We start from the raw sequence: 23,547 nt of genomic DNA, 5'->3' as shown, positions 1-23,547 counted from the left end.
GAGCCGGGTGGGACACCCGAGACACCGGGGACGCAGGCCGCGCACGGAGCATCCGACGCGGACGGGGCTCCCCACGCGGACGGGCCGCGCGGTTTTGGCGGGAAGTACGGGAAACACGGCGTCGGGCATCTGGTCTGCGGACGCCGCGCGAAGTGGCTGGTCCTGGCGCTGTGGCTGGTGGTGCTGTTCCTGGCGGCGCCCCTGGCACAGAAGCTGACCGACGCCCAGGACAACGACGCGGCGTCCTGGCTGCCGGGGTCCGCGGAGTCCACGCAGGTCCTGGAGATCTCCGAGGACTTCCGGCCCGAGCAGATCCCCGCGATCGTGGTCTACGCGCGCGAGAGCGGGCTGACGGCCGCCGACCGGGAACGGATCACCGAGGACGCGGCGCAGTTGGGACAGCTGTCCGGCCACGGTATCCGGGGTGCCGAGACCCGGGGCCCGGTCTACGACCGCGGGACCGGTCCGCGGGCGGCGCAGATCCTCGTACCGATCACGATGGACGAGCAGGGCTGGCAGCGGATCGCGCCCGCCGTCGACTCCGTGCGGGACGAGGTGGGCGGGAGCGACGGCGGGCTCGCCGTGCACATCACGGGGCCGGGCGGCACCTCGGCGGACTTCGCCGAGGCGTTCGAGGGCATCGACTCGACGCTGCTGTTCGCCGCGACGGGCGTGGTCGTCGTGATGCTGCTGCTCACCTATCGCAGCCCCACCCTCCTGCTGGTCCCGCTGCTGTCGGTGATCTGCGCCCTGTTCACCGCGCAGGCGCTGATCTACCTGCTGGCCGAGCACACCGGTCTGACCGTCAACGGACAGAGCGCCGGCATCCTCACCGTGCTGGTCTTCGGCGCGGGCACCGACTACGCGCTGCTGCTGGTCGCCCGCTACCGGGAGGAACTGCGCCGGCACGAGGACCGGCACGAGGCGATGGCCCGGGCCCTGCACCGCGCGGGCCCCGCGGTGCTGGCCTCGGGCGCGACCGTCGTGCTGAGCATGCTGGTGCTGGTGGCCGCGCAGATGAACTCCACCAGCGGCCTCGGCCCGGTCGCCGCGATCGGTGTCGCGGTGGCCCTGCTGGCCATGCTGAGCCTCTTCCCGGCGCTGCTGGTCGTCTTCGGCCGGTGGATCTTCTGGCCGGTGATCCCGCGCCACGGCGCGCCCGACCCTGCGGAGCGCGGTGTGTGGGCGCGCATGGGGCGCCGGATCGCACGCCGTCCGCGCATGGTCTGGGGCGTGACGGCGGCGGTCCTGGTGGTCTGCTCGCTGGGTCTGGTCCAGCTGCGCGCCGAGGGCATCGGCAACGCGGACGCGTTCACCGGGAAGCCCGACTCGATCGCGGGGCAGGAGGTCTCCGCACGCCACTTCCCCGGGGGCAGCGGTGATCCGCTGGTCGTCGTCGGCGACCGGTCCCGGGCCGGCGAACTGCGCCGCGCGGTCTCCTCGACGGAGGGCGTCGTGCCCGGGTCCCCGGGCGTGCCGCCGGGCAGCAGACCGTACGCCGGGGACACGGTGCTGTTCGAGGCGACCATGACCGCCCCCGCGGACAGCGAGGCGGCGAAGCAGACCGTGGAGCGGGTCCGGGACGCCGTGCACGCGGTGCCGGACGCGGACGCCCGGGTGGGCGGTGGAACGGCGGCGCTGCTGGACATGGACCGAGCGACCACGCACGACAACCTGCTGCTCATTCCGCTGGTGCTGCTGGTCGTCCTGCTGATCCTGTGCGCGCTGCTGCGCGCCCTGATCGCCCCGCTGCTGCTCGTCGGGACGGTGATCCTGTCGTTCGCCGCCGCGCTCGGCCTCAGCGCCCTGGCCTTCCGGTACGTGTTCGGCTACGCGGGCGAGTCGACGGACTTCCCGCTGTTCGTCTTCGTCTTCCTGGTGGCGCTGGGCATCGACTACAACATCTTCCTGACCACCCGGATCCGCGAGGAGGCGGGCGTGCGCGGCACCCGGCGGGGCGTGGTCACCGGTCTCGCCACCACGGGCACCGTGATCACCTCGGCGGGCCTGGTCCTGGCGGGCACCTTCGCCGCGCTCGGCACCCTGCCCATGGTCGCCTTCGCCGAGATCGGTTTCGCGGTCGCCCTCGGCGTGCTCCTGGACACCTTCATCGTGCGGTCGGTGCTGGTCACGTCCCTGTTCCTGGACGTGGGCCCCCAGGTGTGGTGGCCGCACCGGCTCGCCCGCGAGGACGGCGCCGGCGCGGTGCGCGAAGCGGAGGGGGCGGGCGTCAGCCGGTCCGGCGGATGAGCGCCAGATACATGGCGTCGGTCCCGTGCACATGCGGCCACAGCTGGACGTCGGGGCCCTCGCCCAGCTCCGGGACGCCCGGCAGCAGCGGCCGGGCGTCGAGGAGTTCGGCGTCCGGGAACTGCTTGAGGAGGTCGGCGACCACGGCCCGGGTCTCCGCCAGGTGCGGCGAGCAGGTGGCGTAGCCGACGACACCGCCGACCCGTACGGACTCCAGGGCGGTGCGCAGCAGCCCGCGCTGCAGCGGGGCGAACCCCTCCAGGTCGTCCGGCCGGCGCCGCCAGCGCGCCTCGGGGCGCCGGCGCAGGGCGCCGAGGCCGGTGCAGGGCACGTCGACCAGCACCCGGTCGAAGGCGCCGGGCCGCCACGGCGGCCGGGTCCCGTCGGCCGTGACGACCTGGTACGGCCCGGGGTTCCCCGCCAGCGCCTTGGCGACCAGTCCGGCCCGGTGCGGCTGCTTCTCGGAGGCCAGCAGGACGGCACCGCGCTCGGCGGCGAGGGCGGCGAGCAGCGCGGCCTTGCCGCCGGGACCGGCGCAGCCGTCCAGCCACATCCGGTCGGGCCCGTCCAGCGGGGCGTTGGCCAGGGCGAGCGCGACGAGCTGACTGCCCTCGTCCTGCACGCCGGCCCTGCCGTCCGCCACGGCCGGGATCGCGCCCGGCTCGCCGCCCTCGCTCAGCCGCACCGCGTACGGCGACCAGCGGCCGGGCAGAGCGGCCTCCTCGTCGAGCAGTTCCCCGGTGGTGGCCCGGCCGGGACGGGCGACGAGCGTGACCTCGGGCCGCTCGTTGTCGGCCCGCAGCAGTTCCTCGATGCCGGCGCGACCGCCGCCGAGGGAGTCCCACAGCGCGGAGACGACCCAGCGCGGGTGCGAGTGCACCACGGCGAGATGGTCCTCGGGGTCTTCGTCGTACGGCGGCGCGACCCGCTCGATCCAGCCGTCGAGGTCGTGCTGCGCGACCTTGCGCAGCACGGCGTTGACGAACTTGGCCCGTCCGTCGCCGAGCACCACGCGCGCGAGTTCGACGGAGGCGGACACGGCGGCGTGGGTCGGGATCCGGGTCCCCAGCAGCTGGTGCGCGCCGAGGCTCAGCACGTCCAGCACGGGCGGGTCCACCTCGCGCAGCGGCCGGTCGACACAGGCGGCGACGACCGCGTCGTACGTGCCCTGCCGGCGCAGCGTGCCGTACACCAGCTCGGTGGCGAGCGCCGCGTCCCGGGCGTCGAAGTCACCGCCCTCGCGCGCCTTGCGCAACAGCGGCGGCAGGACGAGGTTGGCGTAGGCGTCCCGCTCGTCCACGGCCCGCAGGGCCTCGAAGGCGAGGATGCGGACGGGGTCCTTCTGGGGCCGGCGGTAGGGCTTGCCGGGCTTGCGGGGACGGCGGGGCTGGTCACTCACGAAAAGGTGCTCCGGGTGTGGGATGAAGTGCGCGGTCCAGCGTACGTCGTCGGGACGGGCCGGGGCCGCGAGGCGCCGGGCACCCGGCCGGGGTGCGGCGGCGCCGGACGCGGGGCGGGGGTTCCGCGGCGTCAGCCGCCGACGGTCTCCTCGGCGCCGATCCGTACACCGCGTGCCCAGTCGGCCGCGCGCATCGGCTTCTTGCCCTGGGCCTGCACCCACAGCAGTTCCACGGCGTGCGAGCCGGTGCCGACGTGCACGTTGTTCTTGCCCGCGGCCAGCCGGCCGGGCGCGAGATCCGTGCGGTCGGGGGCGGGCGTGACCTGGACGAGCTTGAGCCGCTCGCCCCGGAAGGTGGTCCAGGCCCCGGGCGCGGGGGTGCAGCCGCGCACGAGGCGGTCGACGCGCAGGGCCGGGGCGCTCCAGTCGACGTGGGCGTCCTCCACGGAGACCTTCGGGGCGAGGGTGATCCCGTCGGCGGGCTGCGGTACGGCCTTCAGGCTGCCGTCCTCGATGCCGTCCATGGTGGCGGCGAGCAGTCCGGCGCCGGCGAAGGCGAGCCGGGTGAGCAGGTCGCCGCTGGTGTCGGCGGGGCGGATCTCCTCGGTGACGGTGCCGTAGACCGGCCCCGAGTCGAGCCCTTCCTCGATGAGGAAGGTGGACGCGCCGGTGATCTCGTCGCCCGCCATGATCGCGTGCTGCACGGGCGCCGCCCCGCGCCAGGCGGGCAGCAGCGAGAAGTGCAGGTTGACCCAGCCCCGGCCCGGGATGTCGAGGGCGGCCCGGGGCAGCAGGGCACCGTAGGCGACGACGGGGCAGCAGTCGGGGGCGATCTCGCGCAGCCGCTCGAGGAACTCCGGGTCCCGGGGCTTCACGGGCCTGAGCACCTCGATCCCGGCCTCCTGCGCCCGCTCGGCGACCGGAGAGGCCACCAGCCTGCGGCCCCGCCCGGCCGGCGCGTCGGGCCGGGTGACCACGGCGGCCACCTCGTGCCGCTCCGAGGCGAGAAGAGCGTCCAGGGCGGGAACGGCGACCTCGGGGGTGCCGGCGAAGACGAGCTTCATGGGGTGGATTCGGGCCTCTCGGGCGGGGACGTTGCGGGCAGCGCACCAGTCTATGGGGGGGACGGCCGAGGGTGTGCGGGCGGCGTAGGGGCGGCACGGCGGGCCGGCACACGGGCGACGCAGGAGCGGCACGGCGGGCCGGCACACGGGCGACAGTTCGGATGCGGCAGTGGGGCGTACGGGGGCGGGCCCGCGGACGGGCGCCGGGCCAGGGTCCGGGCCTGGGCTCGCAGCCCTCCGCAGGGGCGTGCGCGGGAACCGCCACGCCCCCAGCCCGTGACCCCCGGAGCTGATCCGCGTTGGTCAAGAAAGAGTTGACCACACCGGGCCGCTCCGACGCGGCCCATTCCTTTCAACGCCGGTTCGAGAGGCTTGTTCATGGCCGACCACGCAACCCACGACGCCCAGGCTCGCGCCAGCCTGCACTTGCTGGTGCGGGACATCGAGCGGGTCCGCCGGCAGGTGGACGCACTGCGCACGCTCACCGCCCAGCTCGGCAACGTCTACCGCCCGCGCCGCACCGGCCCCTCCACGGGCTTCGTCGTCTACGGACGCGCCCCCGCCCCCACGGTCCGTCTCGCCCAGGAACTGCGGGACAGCGTCGAGACCCTGGTCACCGCGGCCGTGGACTTCGACCGGTCGCTGGGCTTCTCGTGGGACGCGGTGGGTTCCGCGCTCGGCGTGACCAAGCAGGCGGTCCACCGTCGTTACGGCGCCCGCCGTGCCGCGGCCGCCCAGAACCAGGCCCCGGAGACGGAGCACACCGCGGAGCCGTCGGGAACGCGCACGGTCAACGTGGGTGCGGGGGTCTCCGGCGTGCCGACGGTTCCCGCCGCCCGTTCCATGCCGACCCAGCCGACGGCGGGCAGCTCGGCCCTCCGCGACGACCCGCGTCCCACGGCCTTCCCCGGCCCCACCACTTTCCCGGGTCCCCGCAACGGCTGAGCGCCCGCCCTCGGCCTTCCCCGACGCGACCGTGCCCGGGAGGCCGGCACTCCCCGGCCCGCTCGCTCCGGCCGTTCCCCGGCCCGTACTCCTCAGCCGATGTCGGGCGGGTCGATCCGTACCCACACCGGTTCGTCGTCGGCGCGGGCCGTGCGGGCCGCCTGGGCGGACTTCAGGGCGGCGGTCAGCGCGGCCCCCCTGCCCGGGGGCACCCGGATCAGGGCCCGCTCCCAGTGGTCCCCGGGCGGCGGGCCGCCGGGGCGCCGCGGACGGCCCACGGGGGTGACGGGCAGCGGGACGGGTCCCAGCACCTCCGCCTCCCCGGGAAGTTCGGCCGCGCGGAGGAACCCGGCCACGGCCTCCCCCGGCCCGGAGACCGCCGCCATCCTCGACACCGGGGGGAAGCCCAGTTCGGCCCGCTCCCCCAGTTCCCGTACCGCGTGTCCGACGGGGTCCCACCGCACCAGCGCCTGCACGGGCCGCAGGGTCGGCTCGGCGACCACCACGACCGTGCCGCCCTCCGCCTGCGGGCGCACCAGCGCCGCCGCGCCGATCCAGCGGCGCAGCGCGTCCTCCCCGGCCCGCAGATCGGGCCGGCTCAGCATCGCCCAGCCGTCCAGCAGCAGCGCCGCCGCGTATCCGCCCTCGGCGACCGGCTCGGCCCCCGGCGTGCTCACCACCAGCGCGGGCGCGGCCGGCACCGTGTCCAGCACATGCTCACGGCCGGAGGTGCGCACCGGCACTGCGGGGAAGGCCCGGCCCAGTTCCTCGGCGGTCCGGCGCGCCCCCACGACCTGGGCCCGCAGCCGGAACCCGCCGCACTCCGGGCAGTGCCAGCCGCTCTCCTCGCGCCGCCCGCACCAGCCGCACCGCAGATCGCCGGCGCCGGGCGCCTCCATCGGCCCGGCGCAGTGCCGGCACCGCGCCGGGGTACGGCAGCCCGCGCACGCCATCCGCGGGACATAGCCGCGCCGGGGCACCTGCACGAGGACCGGTCCGTGCCGCAGCCCCTCCCTGACGGCCTGCCAGGCGAGCGACGGCAGCCGGGCGGCGCGGGCGGCCTCGTCCCGCGCGAGGTCCCCGTCCCCGACGGTCCGTACCAGCGGGGCGGTGGTCCGTACCCGGTCCCTTCCGGGGACCAGGGGGCCGGCCCAGCCGGTCTCCACCAGCTGGGCGGCCTCCACCGTGCAGCTCCAGCCGCCCAGCAGGAAACCGCACTGGTCCTGTGCCGCCCGCAGCAGCAGCACCTCACGCGCGTGCGGCTGCGGGGCGTGCTGCTCACTGTGGCTGTCGTCACCGTCGTCCCAGAGCGCGACCAGGCCGAGGTCCTGGACGGGCGCGAACATGGCCGCCCGGGTGCCGATCACGGCGCGCACGGAGCCGCGGCGCACGGCGAGCCACTGCGCGTACCGCTTCTCGGGCCCGGCGTCGGCGGTCAGCACCGCGTGCCGCCCCTTGCCCAGGAGCTCGGTGAGCGCGGCGTCGACGCGGGCGACGGTCCGTCCGTCCGGCAGGACGACGAGGGCGCCGCGGCCGGAGGCCAGCGTCGCCGCGACCGCGCGGGCCAGTTCCTCGCTCCAGAGCGGTCCGGGCAGCGCGTTCCACACGGCGCGCGGAGCGCCGCCGGAGGCCAGCGACCCAAGGAAGGCGGACCCCTGCTCGTACCGGGCCCAGGAGCCCGGCTCGGGGGCCGGGGGCGGCGGCGCCGGGTCGGGCGAGGGCCGCCGCTCGGCGCGTGCGCTGCGCGGCGGTACGGCGAGCTGGAGCACGTCGGCGAGGCTGCCCGCGTACCGGTCGGCGACCGCGCGGGCCAGCCCCAGCAGTTCCTCGCTCAGGACCGGCTCGGGCGAGACCACCTGGGCGAGGGCGGCCAGCGGCCCCGAGTAGTCGGACTCGGCGAGCCGCTCGATCAGGAACCCGTCGATGAGCCCGCCGCCCTCGCGGCGCCCCTCACGCACCCGGTGCCGGCCGGCCCCGAACCGCACCCGCACCCGGACGCCCGGCTGTGCGTCGGCGTCGAGTTCCTCGGGCACGGCGTAGTCGAAGTACCGGTCGAGGTGCAGGACGCCCTTGTCGACGAGGACGCGCGCGACCGGCAGGTTCCCGGCGAGTGCGGCGCCCCGCCAGGTCCGCGGCTTGGCCCGGGGCGTGTCGGCCTTGCGCACGGTCTCCCGGATGAGCGCGAGCTGCTCGGGCGGCGCGCCCCGGGCACCGCCGTCCGTCTGTCCGCTTCCGCCGTTCTCGCTGCTCACGCCTGCATTCCTACCAAACACGACTGACACCCGACCGACAACGGCCACCACCCGCCCCGCGCCGTACGCCCCGGGGCCGCGCGCACGCCGAGGCCCGGCGCTCCCGAAGGGGCGCCGGGCCTCGGTGAAGGCGCCGGAGCTCGGACTACAGCCCCGCCGCCTTGCGCAGCGCGTCCACGCGGTCGGTGCGCTCCCAGGTGAAGTCGGGCAGCTCACGGCCGAAGTGGCCGTAGGCGGCGGTCTGGGAGTAGATCGGGCGGAGCAGGTCCAGGTCACGGATGATGGCGGCCGGACGGAGGTCGAACACGTCCTCGATCGCCCGCTCGATCCGCTCGGTGTCGACCTTGGCGGTGCCGAAGGTCTCCACGAACAGACCGACCGGCTCGGCCTTGCCGATGGCGTACGCCACCTGGACCTCGCAGCGGGAGGCCAGGCCGGCCGCGACCACGTTCTTGGCGACCCAGCGCATCGCGTACGCCGCCGAGCGGTCCACCTTGGACGGGTCCTTGCCGGAGAAGGCGCCGCCGCCGTGCCGGGCCATGCCGCCGTACGTGTCGATGATGATCTTGCGGCCGGTGAGGCCCGCGTCGCCCATCGGGCCGCCGATCTCGAAGCGGCCGGTGGGGTTGACCAGCAGACGGTACTTCTCGGTGTCCAGCTTGATGCCCTCGTCCAGCAGCGCCTTCAGCTCCGGCTCCACGACGAACTCGCGGATGTCGGGGGCGAGCAGCGACTCGAGGTCGATGTCGGAGGCGTGCTGCGAGGAGACCACGACCGTGTCGAGGCGGACGGCCTTGTCGCCGTCGTACTCGATGGTGACCTGGGTCTTCCCGTCCGGACGCAGGTAGGGGATGGTGCCGTTCTTACGCACCTCGGACAGGCGCTTGGACAGGCGGTGCGCGAGGAAGACCGGCAGCGGCATCAGCGTCGGCGTCTCGTCCGTCGCGTAACCGAACATCAGGCCCTGGTCACCGGCGCCCTGCCGGTCCAGCTCGTCCTCGTCGCCCTCGACCCGGTTCTCGTACGCCGTGTCGACGCCCTGGGCGATGTCCGGGGACTGGGAGCCGATGGACACCGACACGCCGCAGGAGGCGCCGTCGAAGCCCTTCTTCGAGGAGTCGTAGCCGATCTCCAGGATCTTGTCGCGCACCAGCTGCGGGATCGGCGCGTAGGCCTTGGTCGTGACCTCGCCGGCCACGTGCACCAGGCCGGTGGTGATGAGGGTCTCGACGGCGACGCGGGAATGGGGGTCCTCGCGGAGCAGCGCGTCGAGGATGGTGTCGCTGATCTGGTCAGCGATCTTGTCGGGGTGACCCTCGGTCACGGACTCCGAGGTGAACAGACGACGGGACACAACGCTCCCTGTGGTTGCAGCGGCTGCTGGCTGATCATTGGCGGACGGCAGGGGCTGCACCGCACACCGTCCGTGGAACAGTTTATCGGTCGCGCCTCGTCACGGGTTCCCCTGTCTCGCCTCTCGGGAACCCCCGTGACCTGCGGCACGGGCATTCTGCCCATGCCAGGGCGTGTTGGCCAGAGGCGCCACGCCCTGACGGCGATGTTTGGGGATCCTCACGGATCCGGACCCCGCCGCGGACCGTTCAGCCCAGGCGCGCCGCCACCAGGTCCCAGACCGTGTCGGCCAGGGCTTCCTTGGGGCCGTGCGCCACGGGCGTCTCGCTGCCGTCGGCGCCCAGCACCACGGCCTCGTTCTCCTCGGAGCCGAACGTCTTGCGCTCGCCCACCTCGTTGACCACGAGCAGATCGCAGCCCTTGCGCTTCAGCTTGGCGCGTCCGTTGGCGAGCACGTCGTCCGTCTCCGCGGCGAAGCCGACGACCACCTGGCCGGGACGGGCCCGGCCGGCGGAGATCTCGGCGAGGACGTCCGGGTTGCGCACCAGGGCGACGGGCTCGGGGTCCCGGCCGTCCTGCTTCTTGATCTTCCCGGTCGCGTACGCCGCGGGGCGGAAGTCGGCGACCGCGGCGGCCATGACCACCGCGTCGGCGTCGGCGGCGGCCCGGAGCACTTCCTCGCGCAGGTGCAGGGCGGTCTCGACGGGGACGACGTCCACCCCCGCCGGGTCGGGCAGCGCGGCGTTGGCGGCGATCAGGGTGACCCGTGCGCCCCGCGCGGCGGCGGTCCGGGCGAGGGCGTAGCCCTGCTTGCCGGAGGAACGGTTGCCGAGGAAGCGGACGGGGTCGAGGGGCTCCCGGGTGCCGCCGGCGCTGACCACGACGTGCCTGCCCCTCAGGTCGGGCTCGGTGACGCCCCGGGCCAGCACCCGGCGGCAGACCTCGAAGATCTCGCCCGGGTCGGGCAGCCGGCCCTTGCCGGTGTCGACGCCGGTGAGCCGGCCCACCGCCGGTTCGACGACGACGGCACCGCGCCGGCGCAGGGTCGCCACATTCTCCTGTGTGGCCGGGTGCTCCCACATCTCGGTGTGCATGGCGGGGGCGAAGACCACGGGACAGCGGGCGGTGAGCAGGGTGTTGGTGAGGAGGTCGTCGGCCAGGCCGTGCGCCGCCTTCGCCAGCATGTCCGCGGTGGCCGGGGCGACCACGACCAGGTCGGCGTGCTGCCCGATGCGGACGTGCGGCACCTCGTGGACGGCGTCCCACACCTCGGTCGAGACCGGGTGGCCGGAGAGCGCCGACCAGGTGGCGGCGCCGACGAAGTGCAGCGCGGAGGCGGTGGGGACGACGCGGACGTCGTGCCCCGACTCCGTCAGCCGCCTGAGCAGCTCGCAGGCCTTGTACGCGGCGATGCCGCCGCTGACGCCCAGAACGACCTTCGGCTTGTCCACGTCTCTCCCGTCTCTCCCCGGAATACCGGCCCTGTGCGCGCCGGGGACGGCCGCACACCCCTCATGCTCGCACCACCGCGGGAACGGCCCCGCGCCCCGACCACACCACAGGCCCGGCAGACGTGCTGCCGGGCCTGTGGAGAAGTCGACCGAAAGTCATTGGTACGACTTCCGACACCGTGCGACTCACTGAACTGCGACTTACTGAGCGGGGCCTTCGATGGCCTCGGAGGTCAGCAGTCCCGCGTTGATCTCGCGCAGGGCGATCGAGAGCGGCTTCTCGTGGACGTGGGTGTCGACGAGGGGACCGACGTACTCGAGGAGACCCTCGCCGAGCTGCGAGTAGTACGCGTTGATCTGGCGAGCCCGCTTGGCCGCGTAGATCACGAGGCTGTACTTCGAGTCCGTGGCCTCGAGGAGCTCGTCGATCGGCGGGTTGATGATGCCCTCGGGCGTGGAGATGGAAGAGGACACGCTCTACCTTCCGATGGATGGGAAAGAATCGGTCTGCATGATCGCTGAATGACCGCTGGGGAAACGCTGACGATCACACGACGTTCATCAAGGCTAGCAGCTCGCTGGCCACGTCCTCGACGGAGGTGTTGACCAGGGTCGTGTCGAACTCCGGCTCGGCCGCCAGCTCGATCTTCGCGGCCTCCAGCCGGCGCTCGACCACCTCGGGCGACTCGGTGCCCCGGCCGGTGAGCCGGCGCACCAGCTCCTCCCAGGAGGGAGGGGCGAGGAAGACCAGCTGGGCCTCGGTCATGGACTCGCGGACCTGACGGGCGCCCTGCAGGTCGATCTCCAGGAGGACGGGCAGGCCCGACTCCAGGTGCTCGAGCACCGCCGCGCGCGGTGTGCCGTAGCGGTTGCCGGCGAACTCGGCCCACTCGAGCAGTTCACCGTTGGCGATCAGCTTGTCCATCTCGTCGTCGGTGACGAAGAAGTAGTGGACCCCGTCCCGCTCACCGGGGCGCGGCTTGCGGGTCGTCGCCGACACCGAGAGCCAGACCTCGGGGTGCGCCTTGCGCATATGCGCGACGACCGTGCTCTTGCCGACCCCCGAGGGGCCGGAGAGCACGGTCAGCCGCGGACGTACGTCCGGGGGTACGGGGGTCGTCCCCCGGGGTGTTGCAGCCATGCGGCGATTATTCCAGCAATCCCGGTATGCCCGGGACTCAGGAGCCGGTACTGCCGAACTCACGCTCCAGGGAGGCGATCTGGTTCGAGCCGAGACCCCGCACACGGCGGCTCTCGGAGATCCCCAGTCGCTCCATGATCTGCTTGGCGCGGACCTTGCCCACGCCCGGCAGGGACTCGAGCAGGGCGGAGACCTTCATCTTGCCGATGACGTCGTTCTCCTGGCCCTGCTTGATGACCTCGTGCAGGGAGGCGCCGGAGTGCTTGAGTCGATTCTTGACCTCGGCCCGCTCCCGGCGAGCCGCGGCGGCCTTTTCGAGCGCGGCTGCGCGCTGTTCAGGGGTAAGGGGCGGAAGAGCCACGCCTACGTCACCTCGGATGTCGAACTGTCGGATACGGACCGGTGAGGAACCTAGTCGCCCCACACCAGGGGAGCCACGAGCAACACGCTTGCCCGTTCACTCTCCGTCGGAGACTAGCGGCCAACTCCGTCTGAGTCAGCGAGAACAGCGGAAAAGTCCAGGTCAGGATCGATGATGGCGGACATTTAAGGGCATAGCGACCGGGTTTTTTTGTCGAATGCGGTCCCGGCGCGTTCCTGTTTCCCTCGTCAAAGGCTCAGACCGCCGTCACCGCCGTCCTGATCTCCTCCGCGAATCGCTCCGCGGCGTCACGCAGCGCGACCACGTCGGCACCGTGACGCAACACTCCCCGGCTGACGTTCGGCACGACGTTGCGCACCGCCGGGCCGAAGACCGCCGGGAGGTCCGCCGCCGTGGCTCCCTGAGCTCCGATGCCGGGTGCGAGCAGCGGACCGTTGATGTCGAGATCGTACGACGACAAGTCGCCGAGCGTCGCGCCGACGACCGCGCCGAAGGATCCCAGGGGCGTCTCCCCCGCGTTCTCGGCGGCCAGGTGCCGGAGCATGGTCGCGCCCACGCTGCGCCCGTCGGCCCGTACCGCGTGCTGCACCTCGCCGCCCTCCGGGTTGGAGGTCAGCGCCAGGACGAACAGTCCCGTGCCGCTCTCCCGGGCCAGGGCCACCGCCGGGCTCAGCGAGCCGTAGCCGAGGTACGGGGAGACGGTCAGCGCGTCCGAGAACAGCGGGGAGTCCGGGCGCAGGAAGGACTCGGCGTAGGCGGCCATGGTGGAGCCGATGTCGCCGCGCTTGGCGTCCATGACGACCAGCGCGCCGGCCGCCCGTGCCTGAGCGACCGACCTCTCCAGCACCGCGACGCCGCGCGAGCCGAAGCGCTCGAAGAACGCGCTCTGCGGCTTGAGCACGGCGACCCGGTCCGCGACCGCCTCGACGACCGTGCGGCTGAACCGCTCCAGGCCGGCCACGTCGTCGTTCAGGCCCCACTCGGCGAGCAGGGCGGGGTGCGGGTCGATGCCGACGCACAGCGGGCCGCGCGTGTCCATGGCCCGGCGCAGGCGCGCGCCGAAGGGTTCCGGTCCGCTCATGCCGTTGTCCTCACGTCGGCGCCCACCGCGTCGGCGAGCGTGGCATACGGGCTGGTGCGCAGACGCGCGGCGAGCCCCTTGCGGAGGGTGCGGGCCCAGAAGGGGCCCTCGTAGACGAACGCGCTGTAGCCCTGGACCAGCGTGGCACCCGCCAGGATGCGCTGCCAGGCGTCCTCGGCGTTCTCGATGCCGCCGACACCGACCAGGGTGATCCGGTCGCCCACGCGGGCGTACAGGCGGCGCAGTACCTGGAGGGAGCGTGCCTTCAGGGGCGCGCCGGACAGGCCGCCGGTCTCCTGGACGGCGGCGGGGCCGGACCGCAGACCGAGTCCCGCGCGCGCGATGGTGGTGTTCGTGGCGATGATCCCGTCCAGGCCGAGCTCCACGGCCAGGTCGGCGACCGCGTCGATGTCCTCGTCGGCGAGGTCCGGGGCGATCTTCACCAGCAGCGGCACCCGGCGGGCGGGGACGGCGCGGTCGGCGGCCTCGCGGACGGCGGTGAGCAGCGGGCGCAGATGGCCGACGGCCTGGAGGTCGCGCAGGCCGGGGGTGTTCGGCGAGGAGACGTTGACCACCAGGTAGTCGGCGTACGGCGCCAGCCGCTCGGCGGACTTCACGTAGTCGCCGACGGCCTCGTCCTCGGGTACGGCCTTGGTCTTGCCGATGTTGACGCCGACGACCGTCCTGAAGACGGGCGTGCGGGAGGCCAGGCGGGCGGCGACGGCCAGCGAGCCCTCGTTGTTGAAGCCCATGCGGTTGATCAGCGCGCGGTCCGCCACCAGCCGGAACAGCCGCTTCTTCGGGTTGCCGGGCTGCGGCTCGCCGGTCACGGTGCCGATCTCGACGTGGTCGAAGCCGAGCATCGCCATGCCGTCGACACCGACGGCGTTCTTGTCGAAGCCGGCGGCGAGCCCGAAGGGACTGTGCAGGCGCAGGCCGAGGGCCTCGGTGCGCAGTTCCCTGTGGCGGGGTGCGAGCGCGGCGGCGACGAAGGTGCGCAGGCCGGGGACGCGCGCGACGAGACGGATCCAGCGGAAGGCGAGGTGATGGGCCCGCTCCGGATCCATCCGCCGGAACACCAGATGGAAGAAGTACTTGTACATGCCTGTGTCCTCGTGAAGGGCCTGAAGAGCCTCGTGAAGAGGGGGACACCGTTTCCGGTGTCCCCCTCGGGCCGTCAGTCGCGGGCCGCTGTCAGGTGCTGCGCGTGTTCCTGGAGCGAGCGGACGCCGACCTCGCCGCGGTTGAGGGCGTCGATGCCCTGGACCGCGGCGGCGAGCGCCTGGACCGTCGTCAGGCACGGCACGGACCGCGCCACGGCGGCCGTACGGATGTCGTAGCCGTCGAGGCGTCCGCCGGTGCCGTACGGCGTGTTGACGATGAGGTCGACCTCGCCGTCGTGGATCAGCTGGACGATGGTCTTCTCGCCGTTCGGGCCGGTGCCCTCGGACTGCTTGCGCACGACGGTGGCGTTGATGCCGTTGCGCTTGAGGACCTCGGCGGTGCCGGAGGTGGCGAACAGGTCGAAGCCGTGGGCGACGAGCTCGCGCGCGGGGAAGATCATCGAGCGCTTGTCGCGGTTGGCGACCGAGATGAAGGCGCGGCCCTTGGTGGGCAGCGGCCCGTAGGCGCCCGCCTGCGACTTGGCGTACGCGGTGCCGAAGGCGGAGTCGATGCCCATGACCTCGCCGGTGGAGCGCATCTCCGGGCCCAGGACCGTGTCGACGCCGCGGCCGTGGATGTCGCGGAAGCGCGACCACGGCAGCACGGCCTCCTTGACGGAGATCGGCGCGTCGAGCGGGAGGTCGCCGCCGTCGCCCCGGGCCGGGAGCAGGCCCTCCGCGCGGAGCCCGGCGACGGTCGCGCCGAGCGAGATCCGGGCGGCCGCCTTGGCCAGCGGCACCGCGGTCGCCTTCGAGGTGAAGGGGACGGTGCGCGAGGCGCGCGGGTTGGCCTCCAGGACGTAGAGGATGTCCCCGGACAGCGCGAACTGGATGTTGATCAGGCCGCGCACCCCGACACCGCGCGCGATGGCCTCGGTGGAGGCGCGCAGCCGCTTGATGTCGTGGCCGCCCAGGGTGATCGGGGGCAGGGCGCACGCCGAGTCGCCGGAGTGGATGCCGGCCTCCTCGATGTGCTCCATGACACCGCCGAGGTAGAGCTCCTCGCCGTCGTAGAGCGCGTCGACGTCGATCTCGATGGCGTCGTCGAGGAACCGGTCGACCAGCACCGGCCGGGAGGGGCTGATCTCGGTCGATTCGGCGATGTAGGACTCGAGGCGGGTCTCGTCGTAGACGATCTCCATGCCGCGGCCGCCGAGCACGTAGGACGGGCGGACGAGGACCGGGTAGCCGATCTCGTCGGCGATGGCCCTGGCCTCGGTGAAGGTGGTGGCGGTGCCGTGCTTGGGGGCCGGCAGGCCGGCCTCCTTGAGGACCTGGCCGAAGGCGCCCCGGTCCTCGGCCGCGTGGATGGCCTCGGGAGGCGTGCCGACGACCGGTACGCCGTTGTCCTTGAGGGCCTGGGAGAGACCCAGCGGGGTCTGGCCGCCGAGCTGGACGATCACGCCCGCGACCGGTCCGGCCTGCTGCTCGGCGTGGACGATCTCCAGGACGTCCTCCAGGGTGAGCGGCTCGAAGTACAGCCGGTCGGAGGTGTCGTAGTCGGTGGAGACGGTCTCCGGGTTGCAGTTGACCATCACGGTCTCGTACCCGGCGTCGCTCAGCGCGAAGGAGGCGTGGACGCAGGAGTAGTCGAACTCGATGCCCTGGCCGATGCGGTTCGGGCCGGAGCCGAGGATGATCACCGCGGGCTTCTCGCGCGGGGCGACCTCGGTCTCCTCGTCGTAGGAGGAGTAGAAGTACGGCGTGTTCGCGGCGAACTCGGCGGCGCAGGTGTCGACGGTCTTGTAGACCGGGCGGATGCCGAGGGCGTGCCGGACCTCGCGGACGACGTCCTCGCGCAGGCCGCGGATCTCGGCGACCTGCTGGTCGGAGAAGCCGTGCCGCTTGGCCTCGGCGAGCAGGCCGGCGGTCAGTTCGGGCGCCTCGGACAGCTCGTCGGCGATCTCCTTGATGAGGAAGAGCTGGTCGACGAACCAGGGGTCGATCTTCGTGTGCGCGAAGACCTCCTCGGGCGTGGCGCCCGCGCGGATGGCCTGCATGACGGCGTTGATGCGGCCGTCGGTCGGGCGGACGGCTTCGCGCAGCCGCTCGGCCTTGTCGCCGGGCTCGCCGACGAAGGTGAAGTGGCTGCCCTTCTTCTCCAGCGAGCGCAGCGCCTTCTGGAACGCCTCGGTGAAGTTGCGGCCGATGGCCATGGCCTCGCCGACCGACTTCATGGTGGTGGTGAGGGTGGAGTCGGCGCTCGGGAACTTCTCGAAGGCGAACCGCGGGGCCTTGACGACCACGTAGTCGAGGGTCGGCTCGAAGGAGGCCGGGGTCACCCGCGTGATGTCGTTCGGGATCTCGTCGAGGGTGTAGCCGACGGCGAGCTTGGCGGCGATCTTGGCGATGGGGAAACCGGTCGCCTTGGAGGCCAGCGCCGAGGACCGTGACACGCGCGGGTTCATCTCGATGACGATCACCCGGCCGTCCTCCGGGTTCACCGCGAACTGGATGTTGCAGCCGCCGGTGTCGACACCGACCTCGCGGATGACGGCGATGCCGATGTCGCGCAGGATCTGGTACTCGCGGTCGGTCAGCGTCATCGCGGGCGCGACGGTGATGGAGTCGCCGGTGTGCACGCCCATGGGGTCGAAGTTCTCGATGGAGCAGACGACGACCACGTTGTCGTGCTTGTCGCGCATCAGCTCCAGCTCGTACTCCTTCCAGCCGAGGATGGACTCCTCGAGGAGCACCTCGGTGGTCGGCGAGAGGGTGAGGCCCTGTCCGGCGATGCGGCGCAGCTCGTCCTCGTCGTGGGCGAAACCGGAGCCGGCGCCGCCCATGGTGAAGGAGGGGCGGACCACGACCGGGTAGCCGCCGAGCTCGTCGACGCCGGCCACCACCTCGTCCATGGTGTGGCAGATGACCGAGCGGGCGGACTCGCCGTGCCCGGTCTTCCTGCGGACCTCCTCCACGACGTCCTTGAACAGCTCGCGGTCCTCGCCCTTGTTGATGGCCTCCACGTTGGCGCCGATCAGCTCGACGCCGTACTTCTCCAGGACGCCGTTCTCGTGCAGGGAGATCGCGGTGTTCAGGGCCGTCTGGCCGCCCAGGGTGGGCAGCAGGGCGTCCGGCTGCTCCTTGGCGATGATCTTCTCTACGAACTCCGGGGTGATCGGTTCGACGTAGGTGGCGTCGGCGATCTCCGGGTCGGTCATGATCGTCGCCGGGTTGGAGTTGACCAGGACGACGCGCAGGCCCTCGGCCTTCAGGACCCGGCACGCCTGGGTGCCGGAGTAGTCGAACTCGGCGGCCTGGCCGATGACGATCGGGCCGGAGCCGATGACCAGGACGGACTGGATATCGGTGCGCTTAGGCACGCTGGCCCTCCATCAGGGAAACGAAGCGGTCGAACAGGTAGGCGGCGTCGTGCGGGCCCGCTGCCGCTTCCGGGTGGTACTGGACGCTGAAGGCCGGCCGGTCGAGCAGCCGGAGTCCTTCCACCACGTTGTCGTTGAGGCAGACGTGGGACACCTCGGCGCGGCCGAACGGGGTGTCGGAGACCTTGTCGAGGGGGGCGTCGACGGCGAAGCCGTGGTTGTGCGAGGTGACCTCGACCTTGCCGGTCGTACGGTCCTGGACCGGCTGGTTGATGCCGCGGTGGCCGTACTTCAGTTTGAAGGTGCCGAAGCCGAGGGCGCGGCCGAGGATCTGGTTGCCGAAGCAGATGCCGAACAGCGGGGTGCCGCGCTCCAGGACGGCCCGCATCACGGAGACGGGGTGGTCGGCGGTGGCGGGGTCTCCGGGGCCGTTGGAGAAGAACACGCCGTCCGGGTTCACGGCGTAGACGTCGTCGGCGGTCGCGGTGGCGGGCAGGACGTGCACCTCGATGCCGCGCTCTGCCATGCGGTGCGGGGTCATGCCCTTGATGCCGAGGTCGACCGCGGCGACGGTGAACCGCTTCTCGCCGATCGCCGGGACGACGTACGGCTCGGTGGTGGCGACCTCGGCGGCGAGGTCGGCGCCCTTCATCGGGGGGACCTCCTGGACGCGGGCCACCAGGGCGGCGTCGTCCGGCACGGTGTCGCCGCTGAAGATGCCCACGCGCATGGCGCCCCGCTCGCGCAGGTGGCGGGTGAGCGCGCGGGTGTCGATGCCGCTGATGCCGACGACGCCCTGGGCGGCGAGTTCCTCGTCCAGGGAGCGGCGGGAGCGCCAGTTGGACGGCACGCGCGCGGGGTCGCGCACGACGTAGCCGGCGACCCAGATCCGCCGGGACTCGGGGTCGTCGTCGTTGACGCCGGTGTTGCCGATGTGCGGGGCGGTCATGACCACGACCTGGCGGTGGTAGGACGGGTCGGTGAGGGTCTCCTGGTAGCCGGTCATTCCGGTGGAGAACACGGCTTCGCCGAAGGTCTCCCCCACTGCCCCGTAGGCGCGGCCGCGGAAGATCCGGCCGTCCTCGAGGACGAGTACGGCGGGAGTCTTGGCGACTCCCCTGGTGGAGGTCGTCATCGTGCGCCTTCCGTTTCCGTCTTGCTGATCATGTCGTTCAGGGTCTCGACCCATGCGGTGTGCTCGGCCGCGTGGTCGGAGCGGAAGCCGGAGTCGATCAGCTTGTCGCCGTGCGCCCAGGTCACGACGAGCAGACCGCCTTCGGTGAGGACCTTGCCGGCGATGCCCTTGTCGAGCCGGGCCTCGCGCAGCGCGGCGACGGGGACGAAGAAATCGCTCGCGCCGGGGCGTACGACGTCCAGTCCCGCGTCCGTCAGGGTGAGCTCGGCCCGGCTGCGGGTGCCCAGACCACGGGCCACGATGCGGTCCAGCCACTGCCCGGCGGTGGTGGAGCCGTGGTAGCGGCCGCTCATCGTCAGTTTCGCCGCCCCCGGCGACTCCGGCATTCCGGTCAGCGGCGGCTCGCCGCCTCGGTCGAGGGTGGTGGGAGGAGACGGGCGGGTGGGCAGTTCGGGCAGGTCGCCCTGGAGGGTGCCGCGCCACTTCCAGCCCTCGCGCATCAGCCAGTAGACGAGGGCGACGAAGAGGACGAGTCCGACGACCCAGCCGATCCGGGCGGCCCAGTCGGTCACTTCCGCCGATTTCTTCTCGGCGGCCAGCAGGATTACAGGTGTCACGTGAGCTTCCCGTCGATGAGCGTGGCCGTGCCCCGGAGCCAGGTGTGCGTGACACGGCCCGGCAGCTCGCGGCCCTCGTACGGGGTGTTGCGGCTGCGCGAGGCGAAGCCCGCGGGGTCCACGGAACCACGGTATGCCGTGTCGACGAGTGTGAGGTTGGCCGGTTCACCCGCCGAGACGGGGCGGCCGTGGCCCTCGGCCCGTCCGATGCGCGCGGGCGTGAAGGACATCCGGTCGGCGACCCCGGCCCAGTCCAGCAGGCCCGTGTCCACCATTGTCTCCTGGACCACGGACAGCGCGGTCTCCAGACCGACCATGCCCATGGCCGCGGCGGCCCACTCGCAGTCCTTGTCCTCGTGCGGGTGCGGGGCGTGGTCGGTGGCGACGATGTCGATCGTGCCGTCGGCGAGCGCCTCGCGCAGCGCCATGACGTCCCGCTCGGTGCGCAGCGGCGGGTTGACCTTGTAGACCGGGTTGTACGACCGGACCAGCTCGTCGGTGAGCAGGAGGTGGTGCGGGGTGACCTCGGCGGTGACGTCGATGCCGCGGGACTTGGCCCAGCGGACGATCTCGACGCTGCCCGCGGTCGACAGGTGGCAGATGTGGACGCGGGAGCCGACGTGCTCGGCGAGCAGCACGTCCCGGGCGATGATCGACTCCTCGGCGACGGCCGGCCAGCCGCCCAGGCCCAGCTCGGCGGAGACGACGCCCTCGTTCATCTGGGCGCCCTCGGTCAGCCGTGGCTCCTGCGCGTGCTGGGCGACGACGCCGTCGAAGGCCTTCACGTACTCCAGGGCGCGCCGCATGATCACGGCGTCGTGGACGCACTTGCCGTCGTCGGAGAAGACGGTGACGCCGGCCGCGGACTCGTGCATGGCGCCCAGTTCGGCGAGCGTGCTGCCCTCCAGGCCTACGGTGACGGCGCCGACGGGACGTACGTCGCAGTATCCGTGCTCCTTACCGAGCCGCCAGACCTGCTCGACGACGCCGGCGGTGTCGGCGACGGGGAAGGTGTTGGCCATGGCGAACACGGCGGTGTAGCCGCCGCTCGCCGCCGCGCGGGTGCCGGTCAGCACGGTCTCGGAGTCCTCGCGGCCGGGCTCGCGCAGATGGGTGTGCAGGTCGACCAGGCCGGGCAGCAGCACCTTGCCGTCCGCCTCGACGACGGTGACCTCCTGTGCGGCTCCTCCGGCGTTCTCGGCGCTCAGCCCGGTGCCGACGGCCGCGACGGTCCCGCCGTCGATCAGCACGTCCTGCGGGTCGCCGCCGAGCACCTTCGCACCGCGGATCAGGGTCTTGCTCATCGTGTTACTTCTCCTCCGTGGTGCGGGCGGCGTGGGTGAGGGCGGGTTCGTTGCCCCCGAGCAGCAGGTACAGGACGGCCATCCGGATGGAGACCCCGTTGGTGACCTGTTCGACGACGGTGCAGCGCTCGGAGTCGGCCACCTCGGCGGTGATCTCCATGCCGCGGACCATGGGGCCGGGGTGCATCACGATCGCGTGTTCGGGCATCCGCCGCATGCGCTCGCCGTCGAGGCCGTAGCGCCGTGAGTACTCGCGCTCGGTCGGGAAGAACGCGGCCTTCATGCGCTCGCGCTGCACGCGCAGCATCATCACGGCGTCGGACTTGGGCAGGATGCGGTCGAGGTCGTAGGAGACCTCGCAGGGCCAGGCCTCGACGCCGACCGGCAGCAGCGTCGGCGGGGCGACGAGGGTGACCTCGGCGCCGAGGGTGTGCAGCAGGTCGACGTTGGAGCGGGCGACCCGGCTGTGCAGGACGTCGCCGACCAGCGTGATGCGCCGGCCGGAGAGGTCCTGGCCGATCCCGGTGTCCCGGCCGACGAGCCGTCGCCGCATGGTGAAGGCGTCGAGCAGGGCCTGGGTGGGGTGCTGGTGGGTTCCGTCGCCGGCGTTGATGACGTGCGCGTCGATCCAGCCGGAGGTGGCCAGCCGGTACGGGGCCCCGGAGGCGCCGTGCCGGATGACGACGGCGTCGACGCCCATGGCCTCCAGGGTCTGGGCGGTGTCCTTGAGGGACTCGCCCTTGGAGACGCTGGACCCCTTGGCGGTGAAGTTGATGACGTCCGCGGACAGCCGCTTCTCCGCGGCCTCGAAGGAGATCCGGGTCCGGGTGGAGTCCTCGAAGAAGAGGTTGACGACGGTCCGGCCGCGCAGGGTCGGCAGTTTCTTGATCGGCCGGTCGGCGACCCGGGCCATCTCCTCGGCGGTGTCGAGGATCAGGACGGCGTCGTCGCGGGTGAGGTCGGCGGCCGAGATGAGATGACGCTGCATCTTTCAGGCTCCGTAAGGCAGTTCAATCGGAAGAACGGGAGAATCCGGGCAGCCCGGGGCATGACGGCACGCCGGGCCGGCGCACGCGAGGGGGCGCGCGCCCGGATCGCTACGGGGCGGGCTGCTTGGCGCCGAGCAGCACGGTGTCGCGACCGTCCTCCTCGGCGAGCAGGACCTTGACCGTCTCCCGCAACGACGTGGGGAGGTTCTTGCCGACGTAGTCGGCGCGGATGGGCAGTTCGCGGTGGCCGCGGTCGACGAGGACGGCGAGCTGCACCGCGCGCGGGCGCCCGATGTCGTTCAGCGCGTCGAGGGCGGCGCGGATGGTGCGTCCGGAGAAGAGCACGTCGTCGACGAGGACGACCAGCCGGCCGTCGATGCCGTCGCCGGGGATCTCGGTGCGGGCCAGCGCGCGCGGCGGGTGCATGCGCAGGTCGTCGCGGTACATGGTGATGTCGAGCGAGCCGACCGGGACCTTGCGCTCGGTGACCTGCTCGAGCTTGGCGGCGAGCCGCTGGGCGAGGAAGACGCCCCGGGTCGGGATGCCGAGGAGCACCACGTCGTCGGCGCCCTTGGCGCGCTCGACGATCTCGTGGGCGATGCGGGTCAGTACCCGCGCGATGTCGGGGCCTTCGAGAACGGGCCGCGCATCGGAGTGCGTGTCCATGTGAACGGACCTCCTTCTCCGCCTCACGGGACGGACCTTAAAGGACGTCGGGATTACGTCGGCCACGCTATCAGGTGGGGAGCGACACCCCTGATTCCCCCTCCCGCCACCGCCGCCCACTCCATCGGCGCAACGGTCCGCGCCGGCTCCGGAAGAGTCGGTGTGGACCATTCGGCTTGACGGGCGAGAGTAACTCTGCGTAACCTCACAGTGAGTTACCAGCCGCGCGGCCCGGAAATCATGCCGGTCGCGTCGACACAGTGCCGGGGAGCTATATGTCCAGCGAATACGCCAAACAGCTCGGGGCCAAGCTCCGCGCGATCCGCACCCAGCAGGGCCTTTCCCTCCACGGTGTCGAGGAGAAGTCCCAGGGCCGCTGGAAGGCGGTCGTGGTCGGTTCGTACGAGCGCGGCGACCGCGCAGTGACCGTGCAGCGTCTTGCCGAGCTGGCGGACTTCTACGGCGTTCCGGTGCAGGAACTGCTTCCCGGTACCACGCCGGGCGGCGCCGCCGAGCCGCCGCCGAAGCTGGTCCTCGACCTGGAGCGGCTGGCCACGGTGCCGCCGGAGAAGGCCGGCCCGTTGCAGCGGTACGCGGCGACGATCCAGTCCCAGCGCGGTGACTACAACGGCAAGGTGCTCTCGATCCGCCAGGACGACCTGCGCACGCTCGCCGTGATCTACGACCAGTCGCCCTCGGTTCTCACCGAGCAGCTGATCAGCTGGGGCGTGCTGGACCCGGACGCGCGTCGCGCGGTCGCCTCGCACGACGAGGGCTGATCGCACCACCGCCCGAGCAGAAACGTACCGCCGGGGTGGCCCGACCTGCAGAGGTCGGGCCCCCCCCCCGCCCGGGCGGGGGGCGGGCGCGGGGGCGGGCCCGGGGGCCGGGGGGGGGCCCCCCCCGCCCCGGGGGGGCCCCCCCCCGGCGGCGTTCGTTCTGCGGGCCGAGGGGCAGGCCAGGGGTCCGGGGGCCCGGTCCCGGACACGCCGGAGGGCCCGCAGCGGTCGTGCTGCGGGCCCTCCGGCGTGT

19 protein-coding genes are annotated in these 23,547 nt (G+C 72.7%); 3 read left to right on the top strand and 16 right to left on the bottom strand.

Features of this window, described 5'->3' with window-relative positions; translation table 11 throughout:
• The first annotated feature begins 129 nt into the window (after positions 1-129).
• Entirely contained in the window at positions 130-2,250 is a 2,121-nt protein-coding gene (locus ACIF80_RS21195) for an MMPL family transporter (RefSeq protein WP_399806889.1), read from the top strand.
• Here ACIF80_RS21195 and ACIF80_RS21190 read toward each other — a convergent pair.
• Both ACIF80_RS21190 and fmt read right to left on the bottom strand, forming a co-directional pair.
• Positions 2,231-3,649, bottom strand: coding sequence for an RsmB/NOP family class I SAM-dependent RNA methyltransferase (locus ACIF80_RS21190; RefSeq protein ID WP_399806702.1), 1,419 nt, complete (start codon positions 3,647-3,649; stop codon positions 2,231-2,233). The genes ACIF80_RS21195 and ACIF80_RS21190 overlap by 20 nt on opposite strands.
• Positions 3,650-3,780: 131 nt before the next feature.
• Positions 3,781-4,713, bottom strand: coding sequence for a methionyl-tRNA formyltransferase (gene fmt / locus ACIF80_RS21185; protein ID WP_399806699.1), 933 nt, complete (start codon positions 4,711-4,713; stop codon positions 3,781-3,783).
• Between the two features lie 378 nt (positions 4,714-5,091).
• Here fmt and ACIF80_RS21180 point away from each other — a divergent pair, with 378 nt between their 5' ends.
• Entirely contained in the window at positions 5,092-5,658 is a 567-nt protein-coding gene (locus ACIF80_RS21180) for a hypothetical protein (protein ID WP_399806696.1), read from the top strand.
• Positions 5,659-5,750: 92 nt separating this feature from the next.
• On the opposite strand, the gene ACIF80_RS21175 is transcribed toward ACIF80_RS21180, so the two are convergent.
• The 14 genes from ACIF80_RS21175 to pyrR form a co-directional block, all read right to left on the bottom strand.
• A complete protein-coding gene (locus tag ACIF80_RS21175; RefSeq protein ID WP_399806693.1) occupies positions 5,751-7,910 on the bottom strand; it encodes a primosomal protein N' in 2,160 nt (719 codons plus the stop codon).
• A gap of 145 nt (positions 7,911-8,055) precedes the next feature.
• Complete coding sequence (gene metK / locus ACIF80_RS21170) at positions 8,056-9,264, bottom strand: methionine adenosyltransferase (protein ID WP_399806691.1); 1,209 nt, start codon at positions 9,262-9,264, stop codon at positions 8,056-8,058.
• 247 nt (positions 9,265-9,511) lie between these two features.
• The gene (gene coaBC, locus ACIF80_RS21165) at positions 9,512-10,714 is read right to left on the bottom strand and encodes a bifunctional phosphopantothenoylcysteine decarboxylase/phosphopantothenate--cysteine ligase CoaBC (RefSeq protein ID WP_399806688.1); all 1,203 of its coding nucleotides are present in this window, start codon (positions 10,712-10,714) and stop codon (positions 9,512-9,514) included.
• A 201-nt stretch (positions 10,715-10,915) separates the two neighbouring features.
• On the bottom strand, positions 10,916-11,188 hold the full coding sequence (rpoZ, locus tag ACIF80_RS21160; RefSeq protein WP_028814064.1) for a DNA-directed RNA polymerase subunit omega: 273 nt from the start codon (positions 11,186-11,188) through the stop codon (positions 10,916-10,918).
• A 73-nt stretch (positions 11,189-11,261) separates the two neighbouring features.
• Positions 11,262-11,855, bottom strand: a complete 594-nt coding sequence (gene gmk / locus ACIF80_RS21155; protein WP_399806686.1) for a guanylate kinase — start codon at positions 11,853-11,855, stop codon at positions 11,262-11,264.
• A gap of 37 nt (positions 11,856-11,892) precedes the next feature.
• Positions 11,893-12,216: an integration host factor gene (locus ACIF80_RS21150; protein WP_003977346.1), complete on the bottom strand. Its 324-nt coding sequence runs from the start codon at positions 12,214-12,216 to the stop codon at positions 11,893-11,895.
• Between the two features lie 256 nt (positions 12,217-12,472).
• A complete protein-coding gene (pyrF, locus tag ACIF80_RS21145) occupies positions 12,473-13,318 on the bottom strand; it encodes an orotidine-5'-phosphate decarboxylase (protein ID WP_399806684.1) in 846 nt (281 codons plus the stop codon).
• Positions 13,315-14,421, bottom strand: a complete 1,107-nt coding sequence (locus tag ACIF80_RS21140) for a quinone-dependent dihydroorotate dehydrogenase (protein WP_399806681.1) — start codon at positions 14,419-14,421, stop codon at positions 13,315-13,317. Before ACIF80_RS21140 ends, pyrF begins: the two co-directional genes overlap by 4 nt.
• A 74-nt stretch (positions 14,422-14,495) precedes the next feature.
• On the bottom strand, positions 14,496-17,804 hold the full coding sequence (gene carB, locus ACIF80_RS21135) for a carbamoyl-phosphate synthase large subunit (RefSeq protein ID WP_399806679.1): 3,309 nt from the start codon (positions 17,802-17,804) through the stop codon (positions 14,496-14,498).
• Positions 17,797-18,939 carry a glutamine-hydrolyzing carbamoyl-phosphate synthase small subunit gene (gene carA, locus ACIF80_RS21130; RefSeq protein ID WP_399806676.1) on the bottom strand — a complete coding sequence of 381 codons (1,143 nt, stop codon included), beginning with the start codon at positions 18,937-18,939 and terminating at the stop codon, positions 17,797-17,799. Before carA ends, carB begins: the two co-directional genes overlap by 8 nt.
• The gene (locus ACIF80_RS21125) at positions 18,936-19,556 is read right to left on the bottom strand and encodes a hypothetical protein (protein ID WP_399806673.1); all 621 of its coding nucleotides are present in this window, start codon (positions 19,554-19,556) and stop codon (positions 18,936-18,938) included. The genes carA and ACIF80_RS21125 overlap by 4 nt, the downstream gene beginning before the upstream one ends.
• Complete coding sequence (locus ACIF80_RS21120; protein ID WP_399806671.1) at positions 19,553-20,860, bottom strand: dihydroorotase; 1,308 nt, start codon at positions 20,858-20,860, stop codon at positions 19,553-19,555. Before ACIF80_RS21120 ends, ACIF80_RS21125 begins: the two co-directional genes overlap by 4 nt.
• Before the next feature lie 4 nt (positions 20,861-20,864).
• Positions 20,865-21,848 (bottom strand): aspartate carbamoyltransferase catalytic subunit, encoded by a 984-nt coding sequence (locus ACIF80_RS21115; RefSeq protein WP_399806668.1) that lies wholly within the window; start codon positions 21,846-21,848, stop codon positions 20,865-20,867.
• A gap of 109 nt (positions 21,849-21,957) precedes the next feature.
• On the bottom strand, positions 21,958-22,515 hold the full coding sequence (pyrR, locus tag ACIF80_RS21110) for a bifunctional pyr operon transcriptional regulator/uracil phosphoribosyltransferase PyrR (protein ID WP_055690454.1): 558 nt from the start codon (positions 22,513-22,515) through the stop codon (positions 21,958-21,960).
• Between the two features lie 275 nt (positions 22,516-22,790).
• On the opposite strand from pyrR, the gene bldD reads away from it, so the two are divergent.
• The gene (gene bldD / locus ACIF80_RS21105) at positions 22,791-23,294 is read left to right on the top strand and encodes a transcriptional regulator BldD (protein WP_055572227.1); all 504 of its coding nucleotides are present in this window, start codon (positions 22,791-22,793) and stop codon (positions 23,292-23,294) included.
• Positions 23,295-23,547 lie beyond the last annotated feature (253 nt).

Origin of the sequence: Streptomyces sp. NPDC085927 (assembly GCF_044540975.1) — a bacterium.
GTDB lineage: Bacteria > Actinomycetota > Actinomycetes > Streptomycetales > Streptomycetaceae > Streptomyces > Streptomyces hirsutus.
The sequence above is the reverse complement of the archived record's forward strand: the minus strand, read 5'-3'. Positions and strand labels throughout refer to the sequence as shown.

Excerpts from the sequence above, each read along its gene's own strand:
- fmt (WP_399806699.1), bottom strand. The coding sequence starts at position 4,713 with ATGAAGCTCGTCTTCGCCGGCACCCCCGAGGTCGCCGTTCCCGCCCTG.
- ACIF80_RS21180 (WP_399806696.1), top strand. The coding sequence starts at position 5,092 with ATGGCCGACCACGCAACCCACGACGCCCAGGCTCGCGCCAGCCTGCAC.
- gmk (WP_399806686.1), bottom strand. The coding sequence starts at position 11,855 with ATGGCTGCAACACCCCGGGGGACGACCCCCGTACCCCCGGACGTACGT.
- pyrF (WP_399806684.1), bottom strand. The coding sequence starts at position 13,318 with ATGAGCGGACCGGAACCCTTCGGCGCGCGCCTGCGCCGGGCCATGGAC.
- ACIF80_RS21140 (WP_399806681.1), bottom strand. The coding sequence starts at position 14,421 with ATGTACAAGTACTTCTTCCATCTGGTGTTCCGGCGGATGGATCCGGAG.
- carA (WP_399806676.1), bottom strand. The coding sequence starts at position 18,939 with ATGACGACCTCCACCAGGGGAGTCGCCAAGACTCCCGCCGTACTCGTC.
- ACIF80_RS21120 (WP_399806671.1), bottom strand. The coding sequence starts at position 20,860 with ATGAGCAAGACCCTGATCCGCGGTGCGAAGGTGCTCGGCGGCGACCCG.
- ACIF80_RS21115 (WP_399806668.1), bottom strand. The coding sequence starts at position 21,848 with ATGCAGCGTCATCTCATCTCGGCCGCCGACCTCACCCGCGACGACGCC.
- pyrR (WP_055690454.1), bottom strand. The coding sequence starts at position 22,515 with ATGGACACGCACTCCGATGCGCGGCCCGTTCTCGAAGGCCCCGACATC.
- bldD (WP_055572227.1), top strand. The coding sequence starts at position 22,791 with ATGTCCAGCGAATACGCCAAACAGCTCGGGGCCAAGCTCCGCGCGATC.